At 61.6% G+C, this 17,988-nt stretch carries 15 protein-coding genes; 6 read left to right on the top strand and 9 right to left on the bottom strand.

Annotated features, from left to right (window positions below; genetic code table 11):
* The first annotated feature begins 51 nt into the window (after nucleotides 1–51).
* On the top strand, nucleotides 52–1,920 hold the full coding sequence (locus JWQ24_RS07945; protein WP_299806406.1) for a dihydroxy-acid dehydratase: 1,869 nt from the start codon (nucleotides 52–54) through the stop codon (nucleotides 1,918–1,920).
* 110 nt (nucleotides 1,921–2,030) lie between these two features.
* On the opposite strand, the gene JWQ24_RS07940 is transcribed toward JWQ24_RS07945, so the two are convergent.
* Nucleotides 2,031–2,234, bottom strand: a complete 204-nt coding sequence (locus JWQ24_RS07940) for a hypothetical protein (protein ID WP_299806404.1) — start codon at nucleotides 2,232–2,234, stop codon at nucleotides 2,031–2,033.
* Between the two features lie 477 nt (nucleotides 2,235–2,711).
* Between JWQ24_RS07940 and JWQ24_RS07935 the strand changes: the two genes are divergently transcribed.
* Nucleotides 2,712–3,782: a LysR substrate-binding domain-containing protein gene (locus JWQ24_RS07935; protein WP_299806402.1), complete on the top strand. Its 1,071-nt coding sequence runs from the start codon at nucleotides 2,712–2,714 to the stop codon at nucleotides 3,780–3,782.
* A 61-nt stretch (nucleotides 3,783–3,843) separates the two neighbouring features.
* Here JWQ24_RS07935 and JWQ24_RS07930 read toward each other — a convergent pair whose 3' ends face one another.
* The 7 genes from JWQ24_RS07930 to JWQ24_RS07900 all read right to left on the bottom strand — a co-directional run bounded on the left by JWQ24_RS07930 (nucleotide 3,844) and on the right by JWQ24_RS07900 (nucleotide 11,855).
* Nucleotides 3,844–4,638, bottom strand: a complete 795-nt coding sequence (locus JWQ24_RS07930; RefSeq protein ID WP_299806400.1) for a xanthine dehydrogenase family protein subunit M — start codon at nucleotides 4,636–4,638, stop codon at nucleotides 3,844–3,846.
* Nucleotides 4,639–4,647: 9 nt separating this feature from the next.
* Nucleotides 4,648–7,035, bottom strand: a complete 2,388-nt coding sequence (locus tag JWQ24_RS07925; protein ID WP_299806398.1) for a molybdopterin cofactor-binding domain-containing protein — start codon at nucleotides 7,033–7,035, stop codon at nucleotides 4,648–4,650.
* 3 nt (nucleotides 7,036–7,038) lie between these two features.
* Entirely contained in the window at nucleotides 7,039–7,527 is a 489-nt protein-coding gene (locus tag JWQ24_RS07920; RefSeq protein ID WP_299806396.1) for a (2Fe-2S)-binding protein, read from the bottom strand.
* A 37-nt stretch (nucleotides 7,528–7,564) separates the two neighbouring features.
* Complete coding sequence (locus tag JWQ24_RS07915) at nucleotides 7,565–8,668, bottom strand: ABC transporter ATP-binding protein (RefSeq protein ID WP_299806394.1); 1,104 nt, start codon at nucleotides 8,666–8,668, stop codon at nucleotides 7,565–7,567.
* Nucleotides 8,669–8,679: 11 nt separating this feature from the next.
* A complete protein-coding gene (locus tag JWQ24_RS07910; RefSeq protein WP_299806392.1) occupies nucleotides 8,680–9,543 on the bottom strand; it encodes an ABC transporter permease in 864 nt (287 codons plus the stop codon).
* Between the two features lie 29 nt (nucleotides 9,544–9,572).
* The gene (locus JWQ24_RS07905; RefSeq protein ID WP_299806390.1) at nucleotides 9,573–10,433 is read right to left on the bottom strand and encodes an ABC transporter permease; all 861 of its coding nucleotides are present in this window, start codon (nucleotides 10,431–10,433) and stop codon (nucleotides 9,573–9,575) included.
* An 81-nt stretch (nucleotides 10,434–10,514) separates the two neighbouring features.
* The gene (locus JWQ24_RS07900) at nucleotides 10,515–11,855 is read right to left on the bottom strand and encodes an extracellular solute-binding protein (RefSeq protein ID WP_299806388.1); all 1,341 of its coding nucleotides are present in this window, start codon (nucleotides 11,853–11,855) and stop codon (nucleotides 10,515–10,517) included.
* 483 nt (nucleotides 11,856–12,338) lie between these two features.
* On the opposite strand from JWQ24_RS07900, the gene JWQ24_RS07895 reads away from it, so the two are divergent.
* Nucleotides 12,339–12,578, top strand: a complete 240-nt coding sequence (locus JWQ24_RS07895; RefSeq protein WP_299806386.1) for a hypothetical protein — start codon at nucleotides 12,339–12,341, stop codon at nucleotides 12,576–12,578.
* Nucleotides 12,579–13,341: 763 nt separating this feature from the next.
* Here the strand turns inward: JWQ24_RS07895 and JWQ24_RS07890 are convergent.
* Nucleotides 13,342–15,162, bottom strand: coding sequence for an alpha/beta fold hydrolase (locus JWQ24_RS07890; protein ID WP_299806384.1), 1,821 nt, complete (start codon nucleotides 15,160–15,162; stop codon nucleotides 13,342–13,344).
* A 431-nt stretch (nucleotides 15,163–15,593) separates the two neighbouring features.
* Between JWQ24_RS07890 and JWQ24_RS07885 the strand changes: the two genes are divergently transcribed.
* Genes JWQ24_RS07885 through JWQ24_RS07875 form a run of 3 tightly spaced genes read left to right on the top strand, consistent with a single transcriptional unit; the run spans nucleotide 15,594 to nucleotide 17,987 of the window.
* On the top strand, nucleotides 15,594–15,839 hold the full coding sequence (locus JWQ24_RS07885; protein WP_299806382.1) for an acyl carrier protein: 246 nt from the start codon (nucleotides 15,594–15,596) through the stop codon (nucleotides 15,837–15,839).
* A 4-nt stretch (nucleotides 15,840–15,843) separates the two neighbouring features.
* Entirely contained in the window at nucleotides 15,844–17,052 is a 1,209-nt protein-coding gene (locus JWQ24_RS07880) for an acyl-CoA dehydrogenase family protein (RefSeq protein WP_299806380.1), read from the top strand.
* A 5-nt stretch (nucleotides 17,053–17,057) separates the two neighbouring features.
* Complete coding sequence (locus JWQ24_RS07875; protein ID WP_299806378.1) at nucleotides 17,058–17,987, top strand: amino acid--[acyl-carrier-protein] ligase; 930 nt, start codon at nucleotides 17,058–17,060, stop codon at nucleotides 17,985–17,987.
* Nucleotide 17,988 lies beyond the last annotated feature (1 nt).

The following is a 17,988-nucleotide window of genomic DNA, read 5'->3' as shown; positions in this document are numbered from 1 at the left end:
AAACCCAAGCAGTCGACCAATAAAAAGCCGCCGCTAAAAAGGGAACTCGCCGTGACAAAATCGCCAGTCGTCCTCATAGACCATCATCCGGGCCGTTCGGCCCAGACCATCGGCATCGCACGTGTGCTTGGTACCGATACGGATCTCATTCACCAGCCGTCGGTCGGCGTGGTCGGCACCAAGGGCGACAGCCAGTGCTACATGGGCGTGATGTCCAAGGTGGAAGCGATCCACGCCAGCCTGAAGCGCCGCATCGGCCATGGCGCCGGCCAGTTGAAGCTGCGCCTCGTGCAGCCGGAATATACCATCGCGACATCGGACGGAATCCGCAACGGCACGCGCGAGATGCGCTACTCGCTGATCGGCCGCGAAGTCACCCACGATTCCATGTGCGAACATCTCAGCGCCACCGGCCTCGCCGGCACGATCGCCGTGGTGGCCTGCGACAAGCCGCCGGTCGGCACGCTGGCCGCCCTGCTGGAACACAATGAACCGGCGATCATCATGTCGGACGGATCGATCCATCCCGGCACGGACCCGGAGACCGGCGAGAAGCTCGATATCGTCAGCGCCTATCAGGTCGCCGGCAGTCCCGATGCCGAACTCCGCGACCGTGTCGCCTGCCATGCCTGCCCCGGTATCGGCAGCTGCGGTGGCGTGTTCACCTACAACACCATGCAGACCTTCATCGGCGTCGTCGGCATGCAGCCGCTGCACATGGTGGCGCCGCCGTCCGACGATCCGCGCCGCCTCAAGGAATTCCCCGACCAATTGGTCGAATACCTCGCAAACATGATGGCGAAGGGCCTGAAGCCGCGCGACATCGTCGTGCGCGATTCGATCCGCAACGCCGTCATCGTCTCGCTCGCCATCGGCGGCTCGACCAACGTCACGCTGCATGCACCGGAGATCGCGCGTGCGGCAGGATTCACCGACTTCTGGAAAGAGGTCATGACGCCCGCGGAGTTCAACTATCTGTCGCAGTATGTCGTGCCGGTGCTCACCGACGCGCGGCCCTACGGCAAGTATTCGATGGTCGACATCGACGCCGTGGGCGGCGTGCAGGTGATCGTCCGTGAACTGCTGGAAGCCGGTCTGCTCAATGGCGACGTGATGACGTGCACCGGCGAAACGCTCGCCGAGCAGGTCAAGCGCCTGGGCACCAAGAGCGCCGACGGCAAGGTGATCTATCCGGTCGCCAACCCCTACAAGCCGACCGGTGGTCTGCGCGTGCTCGGCGGCAATCTGTCGCCGGAGTTCTCGGCCATCCTCAAGCTGGCCGGCGTCGAAGGCGGGCTGGAGAACAATCTGTTCCGCGGCAAGGCCAGCGTATTCGAAGGCGAGCAGCACCTGCTGGACGCACTCGACAAGACGCCCGAACGCTTCCAGAACCACGACATGGTCATCGTGCGCTACGAAGGACCCACCGGCGCGCCGGGCATGCCGGAAATGCTCGATCCCACCTCGCGCATCACCACGCTGTGCCGCGAGCGCGGCATCGTGGTGGCGCTGATGACCGACGCGCGATTCTCCGGCGGCTCGGTCGGTCTTGTCATCGGCCATGTCGGCCCCGAAGCGGCCCTGGGCGGCGCAATCGCGTTGGTGGAGGACGGTGACGAGATTGTCGCCGATCTGAACAGCAACGAACTGAACTGCACGCCGCTGGCAGATCCCGCCATTCTCGCGCAGCGCAAGGCGGCCTGGGACAAGGTGGTCGCGGCCAATGGCGGCATCCATCCTAACTGCGGCGACGCCGACACCCGCTTGCTGCACCGCGCTCGGCTCTCCGCTGTGCCCGCGACCCGCGGCGCCGGTCTGCACCCTAACCGCGAAGTCTGGGTCCGCCAGCCGCGCGAAGCCACCCGCTCGGGTTTCGTGCCCAGCAACAAGCATCGGCCAGACGCCAACAAGGCGTTCTGAAGTTTGATTCCGGAGACTGCAATCGCGACAGCAATGTTCGGCCACCTCTCTCCGCCAGGAAGAGGTGGCCGAACTGCTTGGTTCTGGTGACAACCGCGCAGCCGTTGCGCTCATGACGCAGTGACTGGTCTCCTGTGGCCGAGATCGGCAATGCGGGCTTCCACGGCGCGCTGCGCCTCAAGCGGCGAGCGAAAATCGCGCGCCTCAAGGCCGTTAAATTCGTGGCTCGCCGCGAAGAAGCGATAGTATCGCCCGTCCAGGACGACAATTCCCGCATCGATGGAGCGGGCTTCGATGACAAATGCTCTGGACATGGTGCTTCCATCACCAACACGTGTTGGCGTTATCTGACTTGAAAATTTCAGGATTGATGGCGCGTTAGCGGGTGGAGCGTCGACACGACACCGCTGCGCTCCGCCGCATCTTGCGGAGGACATGATGCTGAAACAGCCCATGCGGCGCGCACGTCATCGCACTCTCCAGTCCATCATCCGCGACTGCGGACATCTCGGGGCCAACGCCTGGCCGCAATCAGAAAGTATCGATTTCGAGCTAACGAAGCGCGAAGTCAACATGTTGAAAATAATAAGATAATGTTTCCGCGGCGGTCGGCCGCCCGGCAATGAATATCCCGCTAAAGCCCTTGCGCCGAGCCGGATTCCCCCCGCGCAACATCCGCCTGCTACAAGATGTCCCAGAGCACAGAACGGGCAGCTTTCCCGGTAGAGGTATTTTTCCTCGACTTCGCAGCACGGGAATTGCATGGGGAATGCCGGACGGGGAGCGATTCAATGAATCTCATCAACCTTGATATCCGGATGCTGCGCTCGCTGACTTCGGTCGTGGAGACAGGAAGTATTACCGAAACCGCGCGGCGGCTTGGCCGCACCCAGCCGGCGATCACGCTGCAACTACAGCGGCTCGAGGAACTGACGGGAAAGCCGATCTTCATCCACGAAGGTCGTAAGCTGTTTCTCACCGCGGACGGCGAGATCGTACTGTCCTACGCCAAGTCGATCCTCGGCTTTCACGACGAACTGCTATCGCAGCTTGCGTCGCCGGATATCGAGGGCCACGTCGTCCTCGGCACCCCGGATCTATATGCAGCGTTCCTGCTGCCGTCGATCCTCAAGCTGTTCCGCAAGACATTTCCGCGCGTTCAGGTCGATCTGAACTGCTCGCTATCGACGCCGCTGGTGGGCTGCGTGCGGCGCGGCGAGGTCGATATCGCACTGGTGACGCGGATGAATGATTTCACTGGCGGACAAGTCGTGCGGCAGGAGCAACTGATCTGGATGACCGGCGAGCAATCGACGGCCTACAATGAAAGCCCGATCCCGCTGGCGCTGCTGCCGCCGGGCAACATCTATCGTGATTACGCGATCGAACGACTGGAAGTAGCGCGGCTGCGATGGCGTCTGGCCTGCGTCAGCGACAGCGTGGGTGGGCTGCAGGCAGCGGCCTTTGCCGGCATTGCGGTGACGGTGCTCGGGCGCAGCGCGCTGGTTCGCAACATGCGCGAGATCGGCGCCAAGGAGGGCCTGCCGCCGCTGCCGAAGGTCGATCTTCTGCTCTACAAATCACCGACCGCAACATCCAAAGCCGCGAGCGCCCTGCACGATTATCTCGCACATTACCTCAACCTCGACGACGAACTACTGCTCGGCACCGAATTGCCGATGACCGTCGATCATCATCCCGGCTCCGTCTGCCTGTCCGCCCCGGCGCCGAAAGTGTCGCCCGGCGCCTGCGCCTTCCCGCGCGGAGAGGCGCCGGAGCCCGGCGGCAGCGAGGCCGTGGGCTCGCGGCGGATTCGCCAGCCCGACCAGATCTATCGCCCGCGCGCACGGCGGCCGGTCTAAAGCGTTTTCGAGCGAAGTGGATACCGGTTCGCGTGAAGATAACGCGTCAAAATAAAAGGCTCTAGCCGATCGCCGCGGCCACCGCCTTCTTCGCCATCACCGTGATCAGATGCGCGCGGTATTCGGAATCGGCATGGATATCCGAACTCATGTTCTCCGCGGACACCTTGATCGACGCCACCGCGGCGGGCGTGAAGGAGGCAGCCAGTGCCTTCTCCATCTCCGGCACACGGAAGACGCCGGGGCCGGCGCCGGTCACTGCGAGGCAGACGCCGCCGGCCGATTGGACGACGCAGACGCCGACCACCGCATAGCGCGAGGCCGGAGACTTGAATTTCGCATAGCCGCCGGCCACAGGGACCGGGAAGCGCAGCGCGAGAATGACCTCATTCGGTTGCAGCGCGGTCTCAAACAGGCCGGTGAAAAAATCGGCCGCCGCGATCTCGCGGCGGTCGGTCACGATGGTGGCGCCGAGCCCCAGCACCGCCGCAGGATAGTCGGCTGAGGGATCATTGTTGGCGACCGAGCCGCCGATCGTACCGCGGTTGCGCACGGCCGGGTCGCCGATCCCCGCCGCAAGCACAGCCAGCAGCGGGATCGCGCCGCGCACGGCCTCCGATTCCGCGACATCGACGTGCCGGGTCATCGCGCCGATTACCAGCGTGTCGCCTTCGAGAGATATCGACGACAGTTGCGCGATCTTCGACAGGTCGATCAGCGCGGTTGGAGTTGCGAGACGCTGCTTGATTGTCGGCAACAGCGTCATGCCGCCGGCCAGCGGCAGGCTGTCCTGGATGCTGCCGAGCAAAGCGACGGCTTCCGGCGACGTCTCGGGCTGGTGGAATGCGAAGCTCATCTCGTTCCCCTATTCCGCCGCTTGCGGCATGGTCGCATTCTGGATGATCCGCCAGATCCGGTTCGGCGTCGCCGGCATGTCGACGTGCTGCACACCGAGATGGGACAAAGCATCGACCACCGAATTGATCACCGCGGCGGGTGAACCGATGGTGCCGACCTCGCCACAGCCTTTCACGCCCATCGGCGTATGCGTGCACAGCGTCGAATGGGTCTGCACCTGCATGTTCGGGACGTGATCGGCACGCGGCATGGTGTAGTCCATGAACGAGCCGGACAGCAGCTGGCCGGACACCTCGTCATAGACCGCGGTCTCGAACAGCGCCTGCCCGACGCCCTGCACGATGCCGCCATGCAACTGGCCCTCGACGATCATGGGATTGATCACCGTGCCGACATCATCGACGGCGGTGTAGCGCACCAGCGTGACGATGCCGGTCTCGGGATCGATCTCTACTTCAGCGATGTGGCAACCACCAGGATAGGTGAAGTTGATCGGATCGTAATAGGCCTGCTCTTCCAGACCGGGCTCCAGCACTTCCAGCGGATAATTGTGCGGCACATAGGCCGCGCCGGCGATCTCCTGGAACGTCTTGCTGCGATCGGTGCCGGCGACCGAGAACACGCCTTCCTTGAACTCGATGTCGTGTTCTCCGGCCTCCAGCAGATGCGCGGCGATCTTCTTGCCCTTCTCGACGACCTTGTCACCGGCCTTCGACAGTGCCGCGCCGCCGACCACGAGGGAGCGCGAGCCATAGGTGCCCATGCCGAACTGCACCCGGTCGGTATCGCCAAACACGATGTCGATATTCTCGAAGTTAACGCCGAGCTTGTCCGAGATGATCTGAGCGAAGGTCGTCTCATGGCCCTGGCCGTGGTTGTGGGTGCCGATCAGCACCGTTACCTGCCCGGTCGGATGCACCCGCACGGTGGCGCTCTCATAGAGACCGCCGCGCGCGCCGAGCCGGCCGGCAAAGCGCGACGGCGCCAGGCCACAGGCTTCAACATAGGTCGAATAGCCGAGCCCGCGGAATTTTCCGTCGCTTTCGGAAGCCGCCTTGCGTTCGGCAAAGCCGGCGACGTCGGCCGCCACCAGTGCGCCTTCGAGGCACCCCATCGGATCGCCGGAATCATATTCCACCAGCATCGGCGTCTGGTACGGATAGGCTTCCTTCGGAATGATGTTGCGGCGGCGCAGCTCGACGCGGTCGATGCCCATTTCGGCCGCGGCGACATCGACGATGCGCTCGACCACGAAGGTGGCTTCGGGACGACCCGCGCCGCGATAGGCATCGACCGGAACGGTGTTGGTGAACACGACCTTGACGTTGCAGTAGATCACCGGCGTCGTATACACGCCGCCGAGCAGCGGCGCGTAGAGGTTGGTCGGGATGTTTGGCCCGAAGGTCGAGAGATACGCGCCCATATTGGCCAGCGTGTGGACCTTCAGCGCCAGGAATTTGCCGTTCTCGTCGAGCGCCAGTTCGGCTTCGGTGACATGGTCCCGGCCGTGGCGATCCGACACAAAACCTTCGGAGCGATCGGCGACCCACTTGATCGGTCGGCCGACGCGCTTCGCCGCCCAGGTGATCACGGCCTCTTCGCCATAGTGGAACTGCTTGACCCCGAAGCCGCCGCCGACATCCGGCGCCACGACGCGCATCTTCTGCTCGGGAATGTTGAGCACCAGAGCCGCCATCAGAAAGCGCACCACGTGCGGAAACTGGCTAGTGGTCCACAGCGTGTAGTGCCCGGTGCCGGCATTGTAGGCCGCGATCGCCGAGCGCGGCTCCATCGGGTTGCCGATCAGCCGGTTGTTGACCAGGCTGAGCCTTGCGACATGCGCCGCCTTGCGAAACGCGACCGCAACCGCGGCCTTGTCGCCCATCTCCCAGTCGCAGCACAGATTGTTCGGCACGTCGTCGAACAACTGCGGCGCCCCCGGGCGCACGGCCTCGAGCACGCCAACCACCGCCGGCAGGACATCGTAATCAATCACGACCAGTTCCGCCGCCGCGCGGGCCTGCGCCAGCGTATCGGCCACAACGAAGGCCACCATGTCGCCGACGAAGCGGACCTTGCCCTGCGCCAGCATCGGAAACGCCGGCTCCTTCATCGGCACGCCTTCGGCGTTACTGATGCCCCAGCCGCACGGCAATCCGCCCAAGCCGTCGGCAGCAACGTCATCACCGGTCAGGATCGCCTCGACGCCCGGCAGCGCCAGCGCCGCTTTCATATCGATGCTGCGGATCACGGCGTGGGCATGCTGCGAGCGGATGAACACGCCGACGGTGGCGTCGGGCAGCTTCATGTCGGCGACATAGTTGCCCCGCCCGGTGAGAAAGCGGAAGTCTTCCTTGCGGCGCGGCGATTCGCCAATTCCGATGATGTTCGGCATGGCTCAGTCTCCGATCGCGGGGGCGTTCATCGCGGCGGCGCCGGCGATGATCGAGGTGACGATGTTCTGATAGCCGGTGCAACGACAGATGTTGCCCTCAAGCCCGTGGCGCACTTCGGCCTCGGTGGGCGCGGGGTTCTTGCCGACCATCGCCATCGCGGTCATCAGCATGCCGGGCGTGCAGAAGCCGCATTGCAGGCCGTGGTTCTGGTGAAACGCCTGCTGCATGGGATGCAACTGGTTGGACCCGCCCTTGCCGGCCAGCCCCTCGACCGTCAGCAGCGTGCCGCCGTCCAGCATCGGCGCCAGCAGCGTGCAGCTTTTCACGGCGTCGCCATTGAACAGCACCACGCAGGCGCCGCACTGGCTGGTATCGCAGCCGACATGGGTGCCGGTGAGATTGAGGTTCTCGCGCAGCATGTCCGAAACCAGCAAAGCGGGTTCGACATCCACCGTTCGGGCTCGGCCGTTGAGGGTGAAGTTGACGATCATGGGAACCTCCGGTGGGCTGGCGTCATAAAGGCTGGCATCAGGCAAGAATGCGGGCACGGCCTGCCGGCCAGGTGGCCAGCAGCATGTCGCCGATATCGAACGGATCGCGAAAGAAGGTACGCTCCGGGATGTAGGCAATGAATTCTTCGTCGGGGATGGTGTCGAGCATGACCTTGACGAAGGACCCCTGATATTCGATCGCGAGAACGCGGCTCGGCAACGCGGTTGCGCCCTCGCCCGGTCCGCCAGAACTGGCGCGGATCAGTTCGATGTCGTCGCGGCGCACCGCCAGATCGATACGGTCGCCGACGACGATGTTGCGGCCTGGCTGCAGCCCGATATGGATGCCGCTGCGGCTCGGCTGCGACAGCACGAGGTGATCCGTGCCGACCGCATCGACCTTGCCGGACAGCACGTTCTGGCCGCCGAGAAACTCCGCTACATAACGGTCGCGCGGATTGGCGTAGACGTCGCGGGCCGGACCGGACTGCTTGATCTTGCCGTTCTCCATCACCACGACGATATCGGCCAGCGCGATCGCCTCGAGCTGGGTGTGGGTGACGTGGACGAAGGTGATGCCGAGTTCGCGCTGCATCCGGCGCAATTCCTGCCGCATCTGCACGCGCAACTGCTCGTCCAGCGCCGACAACGGTTCGTCGAGCAGCAGCACGCGCGGCTCGGTGATCGCGGCGCGCGCCAGCGCGACACGCTGCTGCTGACCGCCGGAGAGGTTGGCCGGCAACCGGTCCGCCAGTTCGGTCAGCCGGACCTTTTCCATCATCCTGTCGACGGCGCGATAGCGCTCCGCCTTGGACTGGCCGCGCACGCGCAGCGAAAACGCGATGTTGTCGCGCACGGAGAGGTGCGGAAACAGCGCATAGGATTGAAACATCATCGCCGTGCGGCGCTCGATCGGCGCCAGGCCTACGACGTTACCGCCGCCGATCACGATCTCGCCGGCCGAGGGATCCTCGTGCCCGGCAATCATCCGCAGGATCGTGGTCTTGCCGCAGCCTGAGGGGCCGAGGAAACAGCAATAAGCGCCGTCGGGGATCTTCAGATTGACGCCGTCCACTACATTGGTGATGCCGTCGTAACTCTTGCAGAGGCCTGCCAATTCAATGTCACCACCAGATCGCATTATCAATTTCCTCAGTGGGTGGTCTTGGCGCGGACACCGCGGCGCCTGTTGATCAGGACAATGGCGCCGATGCTGGCGCCGATCGCGATAAAGGAGACAATCGTTGTCACCGTGCCCAGCGCGTAAAGCGACGGCGATGTCACGTTCAGCGTCATGCTCCAGATTTCCAGCGGCAGGGTGTTGAGCGAGCCGGCCGTCTGCAGCGAGCGAGCGAATTCGTCATAGGACAGCGTGAAGCCAAACAGCGCGACGGCGACCAGTCCGGGCGCGAGGATCGGGATCACGACCAGCCGAATTGTTTGCCAGCGGCTGGCGCCGAGATCGCGCGCAGCCTCCTCCCATGCGCCGTTGAAGCGCGACATCACGGCGAACATCACCAGCACGCCGAACGGCAGCGTCCACGACAATTGCGCGCCCATCGCCGAGGTGTACCAGCTGGCATTGATGCCGACCCACTGGAACAGCAAGCCGATGCCGATACCCAACACCAGCCCGGGCGCCACCAGGCTGCCTATCATCAAATAGAACACGAAAGTGTCACCGAAAAAGCGCCGGCGGAATGCGAGGCCGGCCATGAAGGAGAACACCAGCGTGATCACCGTCACCATCCCCGCCAGCTTGATCGAGCGATCGAACGATCCCTTGACGTCGCCGGTGCGCGCCTGGGTGACCAGATCGACGAACCAGTGCAGCGAGGTGCCCTTCATCGGAAATACGAGGCCGCCGCGGATATCCTGAAACGACAGGATGTAAATGCAGATCATCGGCCCGTAGAGCGCGACGACATAGAGCGTGAATACAGTAGCCAGCGCATAAAACGTCCACGGTCGCCGGTCGCCGCGGGGCGCCACGACGCGGCGTCGAGATTTGGTCATCGATCGATCCAGCCTTTCCATCGCCAGCGTCATTGCGTGATCTCCCGTCGGATATCGACGGCGCGAAGGATCAGCGAGATCACCACAACAAGGACAACGGTCAGCAACACGGCGCTGGCCGCCGCGATCGGATATTGCAGCACGCCGACATTCTCGTAGAAGGCGCTGACCACGGAGGCGGAGCTGCCGCCCGACATCACCTTGACGACAAAGAAGTCGCCCATCACGATCGAGACCACGAAGATCGAGCCGAGCCCAATTCCGCTCCTGGACATCGGAATGACGATGAAGCGCATGATGTCGAGGCGGCTGGCGCCGGCGTCGAGCGCGGCCTCGATCACCCGCTTGTCGATCCGCGCCATCGAATTGAAGATCGGCACCACCATGAAGATGGTGAGCTGGTGCACATAGGCGATCACCACCGCGAGGCTCGAATAGAGCAGTACTTCCAGCGGCGCGTTGATCACTCCGACACCCTGCAGCGTCGAATTGACCAAGCCTTCCTTGCCGAGCAGCGGGATCCAAGAAATCATCCGAATGATATTGGAAGTCCAGAACGGCACGGTGCAGACCAGAAACAGCCCGATCGCCAGCAACTGGTTCCTGACGTGAAAGACCAGGAAATACGCCACCAGAAAGCCGATGATCAACGTGAAGAACCAGGTCAGCACGGTGAACTTCAGCGTGGCGACGTAGAGATGGAAGGTCTGCGCCGAGGTCAGCACATCGATGTAATTGGCCAGCGTGAAGGTCGGAATCAGGCCGCCGAAGCCGTCGGTCTCGAAGACGCTGGCGATCAGCACCACCAGGATCGGCAGCAGAAAGAACGGAATCAGCACCAGCATCAGCGGCGTCACATAAAGCCATGCCGTTAGATTTTTTCGCCACATTGCGTGAAGCCTGACCGTTGGCCTGGGTAGGAGACGAGAGCCCGTCTGCCGCGGTGCATATCGCCACGGCAGACGTCGAAATCATGCGATCTTGAAGTCGTTCCAGCGCTTGTTCATGTAGGCGGCTTCGTCCATCAGCGTGTTCCAGCACGAGATGTTCTTGACGCGATCGAGGAACGAGCCGCCGTCGCGCTTGGTGCCGGCCTTCTCCATCGGCACGCCGTAAGGATCATTGATCACGCTGGGCGCCGGCTTGCCGTCATACCAGAAGTCCCATTCTGCAGCGGTCAGGAACTTCTTGGCGGTCGAGGGAACCGGGCTGTAATAACCGTAGCGACCGACGAAGCCGCCCTGCCAGCCCGACAGGTACCAGTTCAGATACTCATAGGCTGCGTCCAGCTTCTTGCCGGACAGATGCTTCATCAGGCCCATGCCGTTGCACCAGCCGCGATAGCCTTCCTTGCCGTCCTTGATGTTCACCGCGGCATAGACGCAGGGAATTTCCTTGACGCGCACCGCAGCCACCGCAGGCGACCACATCGACTGGATCACCACTTCACCGGCAGCCATCAGCTGCACCGACTGATCGAAGGTGGTCCAGGTCGCACGGAACTGGCCGGCCTTCTTCAGCTCGATCAACTTGTTGCAGGTGAAGTCGATCTCCTCCCTGGTCATGTTGCCCTTGTTGCCATACTTGATCAGGCCGGCGCTCTCGAAACACAGAGCGGCGTCCATGATGCCGATGGCAGGCACATCGAGGATCGCGGCCTTGCCCTTGAATTTGGGATCGATCAGATCCTTCCACTGAGTCACTTCGTGGCCAACGAGGTCCGGACGGTAGCCGATCGAGTCGGCATTGTAGACCTGCGGCAGGAACGTCGCCCATTCGGTGACGCCGTCGTGCAGATCGGTGGAATTCGCCTTGGCGATATACATAGCCTCGTAGGGCGAGATGCCCTGACGCGGAATTTTGTGGCCATCGATCTCGCCCTTGGTGAAGATCGGCAGGATATTATCGAATTCCTTGATCTTCTTGACTTCGATGCCCTGGATCACCGAGCGCTTGGCGGCGAGCTTGGCTTGCCAGCCTTCGAGGTCGGCGATGTCGACCGAGTCCGGCTGACTGATGAAGCGGTTGATGGCCGCGGACGTATCGAGGTTCTGCATCGTGACCTTGAAGCCGAGATCCTTGGCCGCCTGGTCGCCGATCGCCTTCACCACCGAATAAGACACGCCGACATGGCGCAGCTCGATGTCCTTGATTTCCTGCGCCCAGATCGTCGGCGCGCCGATCACCTCGGAGCCGAGCGCAGCCCCCGCAACTGCCGCACCGGCCTTGAGAACCGCGCGCCGCGACAGCCCTTTCGGCTTCAGCGGCTCGGTCGAAGAAGCGTTAGTGTGAGTATTGTCGTCGTCCAACATAACTCTCTCCGTTGCGCGTTGCTGTGTAAGCGGGCGGCAGTTCGTTCCTGACCGTATCGAATTACGGCGAGGTAACGACGGAGTGATCGGATTGTAAAATCGGAAGTAGAAATGCGAACCATAAGGCAAGCTAATGGTTAGGTCGGCTGCCTATGCCTGCGGCGCATCAGCTACAATTTGATCTTTACTTCCGGAATTCAGAGACGAACGTCAGGCAGGAAGCGCCCCCGTTAGGGCCGCCGCCCAACAATTCCTGGCTGTTGCCGCGACAGCTGGAAGACGAGCAGAAGCGCCAGACCAGTCCGCCTCCGGCGTGCCCGGCCGAGGCTGACATTAGCGAATGCTTCGTCGTGCATCGAAATCAGCTTGCTGCCCGGGTTCTCCGCAGCGTCTCGGAGGGCATCTCAGCGAAGTAAAAACACTGAGCATCTTTGGAAATCTACACCTGCCCCTTGTCCGCCGAAAACAAACGGGAGGCCCGCGATGATGTTGTTCATGGCAACCCGTCATCACTCTGTCGCTCTGCTGGTGATGGGACTTTTATTTATGATGGCCTTGACACCGACGCGTGCCGAGACCCCGCAGAAAATTTATGGCTGCACCGCGACCCAGATCCAATCCGGCGCAGCCGATGCCTGCCTCAAGAAGACCGAAAGCGATATCATCGCCAACTACACCAACGTCCATGTGATACGTTGCTGCGAAATCGCCTTCCGCAAATGAACGGACTGCGCTGAACAGGCATCCGAAGCAGGCCGGCTCTCCGACCGGGGCGTCTTTCGCCCCCCGGTGCCAAGATCGCGCGCACCTGATGATTGAAATCAGTTGGGTTCAACAGCAGGCTAGCTGGAGATCGGCCCAGCGCATTCATCAATCGTTCGTCGAACGCATGTCAGTTCCTGCACCGTTGAAGGCACGCAAGGACGCCCATCGGTGAGACAACTTCAACCATCTATTTCTTGGTGCAGCTCACGCTGATATTGAATGTGAAACCTCGCGACAATTGCTTGCCTTCGTAGGATTTGTCGCTGCGCGGTATATCCGCGCCTTTCGCTTGGTAGCTGACGTTTCCGTCGCTGCCTTTCAGGACCATTTTTCGGTAACCTGTTCATTGTGTTTCAGCACCTCGTCCTTGGCGATGATCTTGCCGCCGTCATTGAGGTCCTTCGCCGTCACGGAAATGGTCGCGTTGGTGGCGTTGGCAAAGGTAACGTCTACGGACTCCGCCTTGGCCTGGCCTGGCTGGCGCCCAAAACAAACGCAGCGACCGCGATGCTCGCGGAGCCTTTCATGATTTTCGCTACCTGTACGCCGAGTGCGATCCAAAGCTTCTGTTGGGGATTGCGGTGCGACATGTTCGATATCTCCTGAATTCTGCCCGAACGTTGGCCCCGTCCTTCTGTGTTGCCTTTTGGCAAAAGGTTCAGGCTGGGATCGCTCCGGGAATGATCGCGAGGGCGATCGAACAATGGCGACTCCCGCGATGCTACCCGCGGGATGTCGATGACGAGGGCGCCGCGAGCACGTCGCACAAGACTCTCGTTAGTCGCGCGCGCGCCCCCAAATGCGTGAAATTGTGGTCGGCATCAGGGATGATCGAAACCAACGCCTTCGGATAGCGGCGCAGCTGCGCGCCCTTTCTTCCCATATACGTACGGAATTCGCCCAGCGCGTGATCTCCTTGCGAAAACAACATCGCCAGGCGAACGCCACGACTTTCGAGGGTTTGGAATCGGCGGTGACCTTCGCTGTAGAGCGTCTGGCCGGGCCGGACTGCGGCAATTTGTCTGACTATCGATGAGGCGATTTGAATAAGGCGTTTCGAGACAAAGATAAGCGGAACCTTGATGCGCAAATTTCCTGACAGCAGCCGTCTAAGGCTTCGTTTGCTGAACAGCAGCCCAACGGAACTACCGATGGTTCGATGGGCCGATTGCAGCGCTTCTGCGACAGTCTCCGCGGGGTCCCAGACAAAACGCATGATGTTGATGACGACGACATTGCGAACGCGCACATCTTGCACAGCTACCTGGAATGCGGCGTAAGCCCCACTGCAGCGTCCGACCAAAGCGATCGGGCCAGCATCGAGTTTTTCGACATAGTCGATCGCGTGACGCAGGTCAGCAATTTGCTCATCCGAATAAAGCACTTCGGCTGGCGCGCTTGCCGAAGCCGGACTGTCGCCGATGCCCCCGGCGTCGAATCTGAACGAGGCTATCCCGCGCTCTGCGAGGGCACGAGCCTGTTGTACGGCCGCGCGCCCCCAGCCGATGTGATAGTCGCGCCCCGAATTGGCGAGGACCGCGATAGCTGAAGGCCTTCGGCCGAGCGGTTGACACAGGACGCCGAAGAGCTGCTCGTCTGGCCCGAACCGAACCGGCAGTTCCTCATAGTGGGGGCCGGCGAGCGGCCGCGCCGGCCCTGGCGCCCTGGCGGGGACCCTGGCGCCCGCCGTCGGAAGATGCGCGAGATCATCGATCCATGACACGATGCGCGTCAGCGTGCCGAGTTGCGGTTCGGCCGGCGTTGGATCCTGCAGGATCATTTCATAGCCCGCGTAGTCGATGGACGAAACATCGGCTCCGAGCGTCTTCAGGTGGCTTCCGATCGCGCCGTCGCGAGAAATTTGACTGCGCTCGACCAAAAGGATCCGTGCGGCAGGAGACTGGGTTGCCCGGGTGAGATCGATCGCCTGGATGGCTGCGGCGCGGCTGCTTGCCAGTGAAATACCGGCGACGCTGTAGCCGTTGTCGTCCAAAGGGTCGGGCCCGATACCCATCCGCTCGGTCAGCATGCGCGACCAGGCTTGAAGTTCACGAAGATATGCGCGGCCTTTGACCACCGGCGCCATCAAGACCGCCGCTGCGACGTCGGGCGATTCGGTTCCGAGCTGAGCGGCCAGACTGGCGCCAAAGCCTTGTCCGACCAGAACGAGTTCGATGCCGGGATTGTATTCTCGCAAGAATGCCATGCACTGACGGGCAGCAACGAACCAGTCCGAGATGCCTTCGGGATCGTCAACAGGATCGATGGCATCTGCGGTGCCGGGATAATCGAACCTGAGGCAGGCATGGCCTGCCGCGGCAATATTCTCGGCCAAAACGCGCCATGTGGCGCGGGTACACAATTCCTCGTATCCGATAGGCGCCAGCAGCAGCACCGCCTTACGTCCTTGCCGGTCGATGCAGCCTGCGTGATAGAAGCCGCCGAAAGTATCAAACGTTACCGGTATGCCATATCGGGAAGTCATGATTTTAAAACTATCACAGTTTGCCTGATCCCGTTCGCCCATCGAACCGGCCGGCATTTCGATATTTTTACTGTCGAGTAATCGCCCTTGCGGGATATCGATTTCTTAACTTGAGGGCGACGAAGGTGTCATTCGATATCGTGTTCCATCATTAACACGTGCTCAAGCTCTGTGTGTTTTTCCGGTATTTAGCCGTTCGCTAATCATGTTGAGGATTTGCGATCGGCGTCGAAAGCGCCGCTCCCGACATCGACGCCGCTGCTCGAGAGCGCCATCCCGAAGCGACTTCGGGCGGCAACTCTGTTGACGCATGCGTCAATCTCGACTGATCACATCTTCATTTTGTTAAGCTTGATATCGGAACGATCCGTTGCATTTGAGGCTGTTTACGATTCACTCGACATTTAACTGATATCACGTCGCCGGCATAAAAATCTGACGCTGTCCGCAACCCGCGGCAGGATCTTTCACAACCTTGGAGAACCTTCATGCGTGACCGCGTGCGCACCATTGTCGGATCGATGAACCTTCTCCCCGTTCCGGCCGATGGCTTGTCCGACCAGGATAATCTGTTCGATGCGGGCATGACCTCGTTCGGTTCGGTTCAGCTGATGCTGGCGATCGAGGAGGAATTCGATATCGAATTTCCCAATAGCCTGCTGACTCGCAAGACATTTGCGACGCTTGGTGGATTGATTTCTGCTGTTGAGCAACTCGCCGCTCAGAAAGTCTAGGGTCATGATCCCGAACGCGGTGAAGCAAGGCGTTGACCTGCCCGAAGCCGCGTCCTGGCGTGACGTGATGCAGCGGATTGCTACCGACGTTGCTTCGCCAAATTCCGATCTCGCGGACCGAACCGCAACGTTTCCGGCGCAGACATTCGAAGCTCTTCGTTGTAGCGGTATGCTCGGCTTGATGGTGCCCAAGAGCCTTGGCGGCCAAGAATTGGGATTGCGCAAGATCGCCGATCTTTGCGCTGTACTCGCAGGCGCCTGCGGCGCCAGCGGCATGGTTTACGCGATGCATCAGATCAAGCTGTCGAGCCTGGTCGCGCATGGCATGCAAACCGAATATCATCGCGCGCTCATGCGGGACGTTGTCGCAAAGCAGCTATTGATTGCGTCGTCGACCACGGAAGCCGGCATCGGCGGCGATATGCGTATCTCGAATTGCGCAATCGAGATGACGGGTGACCGGGTTTCGCTGATCAAACAGGCAAGTGTCCTGTCATATGCCACGGAAGCCGATATCATCATGGCGACCGCACGCCGTGGTCCGGCGTCGGCCGGGTCCGACCAGGTCCTGATCGCGCTGCGGCGTAGCGACTATCAACTTCAGCGCACCGCCGAGTGGAATACGCTAGGCATGCGCGCCACCTGCTCCGAGGGTTTTCTGCTGACGGCAACGGCCGGAGCCGATCAGATCTTTCCGAAGCCGTTCCACGAGATCGCAGTGCAATCCATGCTGGCCACCGCACATGTACTGTGGTCCAGCGTCTGGTTCGGAATCGCGACCGACGCCCTGTCGCGCGCGCATGCCTCGGTTCGGGCAACGGCGCGGCGCATGCCGTCCGATTTCGCGGGACCGCTCCCAGGCGCAGCTCGACTGGCTGAGGCCACCGCAAAGTTGCAGACGTTCAAGTCGACGCTCGTCGCCCATATCGAACGGTTCGAGACGGCGAAGCATGACGAAGACGATCTCAGCTCGATCAATTTCGCGATCGAAATGAACAATCTCAAGGTCATGGCTTCGAACATGGCCGTCGACATCGTACGTGAAGCGTTGATGGTGACCGGCATCGCCGGCTACCGCAACGACGGTCCATTCTCGGTCGGGCGCCATCTCAGAGATGTGTTGTCGGCGCCGCTGATGGTGGCAAACGATCGTATTCTCGCCAACACCGCCGGCCTGGTGGTCGCGGGCCGGTTTGACTCATGTCTGGAGTGATAGTGATGAACGCGCCTGCTAAAGTCGTGCAAAGTCCTGAAGCGTTTCTCACTGCCCTGTTCGACGAATCGATCCTGATCAAGACCGGCGTCGACGGCCTCTATGGCCGCGCCGGTGTGTTCGAAGAGGTCATCGACGGATTCGAAAATGCGGTAACGAAAATGGCCGTCGGCGATCGGGCCACGCGGATTCATTTTCCGCCGGGCATGCCGCGCAAGAATCTCGAGAAAGCCGGTTACCTGAAGAGCTTTCCGCAACTGGCCGGCTGCGTCCACTCTTTCATGGGCGACAACACCGACCATGCCAAGCTTGTCGGCATGATCGAGCGGGGCGAAGACTGGACCGAAATGCAGGAAGCGACCGAAGTCGCTCTGACGCCGGCTGCATGCTATCCGCTGTATCCCACTGTCGCGGCGGAAGGTCCGGTGCCGGAAGGCGGCCGGCTGTTCGATCTCAAGTCATACTGCTTCCGTCATGAGCCCTCGAAGGATCCGGCGCGGATGCAGCTGTTCCGGATGCGCGAATTCGTCCGTATCGGCACTGCCGATGAAGTGACGTCTTTCCGGGCCACCTGGCTCGAGCGCGGTGAAAAGCTGATCGCCTCGTTGGGCCTGCCTTGCGTCATCGATGTCGCCAACGATCCATTTTTCGGGCGCACCGGCCGTGTCCTGGCGTCGAGCCAGCGCGACCAGGGGCTGAAGTTCGAGTTGCTGATCCCGGTCGCGAGCGATGAAAATCCAACGGCGTGTCTGTCGTTCAACTATCATCAGAACCATTTTGGCAGCCTGTGGGGCATGCATTTCGCGAACGGCGAAGTCGCGCATTCGGCCTGCGTCGGCTTCGGCCTGGAGCGGACGGCGCTGGCGCTGTTCCGTCACCATGGCACCAAGGTCGACGCGTGGCCTGCGGATGTCCGCCGCGTCTTGTGGGGCTAGG

Source organism: Tardiphaga sp., from assembly GCF_028290495.1.
GTDB lineage: Bacteria > Pseudomonadota > Alphaproteobacteria > Rhizobiales > Xanthobacteraceae > Tardiphaga.
The sequence above is the reverse complement of the archived record's forward strand: the minus strand, read 5'-3'. Positions and strand labels throughout refer to the sequence as shown.